We start from the raw sequence: 514 nt of genomic DNA on the forward strand, positions 1-514 counted from the left end.
TTTATAATTAAAAAATTAGAGGTAAACAATGTATAAAATATCCGAATTAAAAGAATTATTAACAAATAAAAAATTGGACGATAAATTTGACAAAATATACGGAGGAGATAAAAATTCAATCGAAGAAGCTTATTTAAGATTGTCTTCGGTTTTGGAGAGCTTTCAAAAAATAGAAAAATCTGATAATGTCCAAATATTCAGCGCTTCGGGAAGAACGGAATTATCGGGAAATCATACCGACCATAATAACGGGAACGTTTTGACGGCTTCGATTAATTTGGATAAATTGGCTTTGATTTCAAAGAGAGAAGATAATAAAATAATCGTTTATACGGACGGAATCGATAATCCAGATTCTATAGATATTAATAATTTGGAAATCGACAAAAAAGAATATGGAAAATCAACCGCTTTAATAAGAGGAGTTTGCGCGGGACTTATAAATTCGGGTTATAAAATCGGAGGATTTACCGCTTTCTTAAATAATAAAGTTTTAATGGGAAGCGGACTCAGC

Annotated in this window: 1 protein-coding gene; it reads left to right on the plus strand. The window is 30.9% G+C overall.

Going from position 1 to position 514, the window contains the following annotated elements; all coding sequences use genetic code 11:
* Positions 1-28: 28 nt before the first annotated feature.
* A partial coding sequence (locus tag EZH24_RS13365; protein ID WP_272897911.1) for a galactokinase family protein occupies positions 29-514 on the plus strand: 486 nt, incomplete at its 3' end.

Origin of the sequence: Brachyspira catarrhinii (genome assembly GCF_005518285.1) — a bacterium.
Taxonomy (GTDB): Bacteria; Spirochaetota; Brachyspiria; order Brachyspirales; family Brachyspiraceae; genus Brachyspira; species Brachyspira catarrhinii.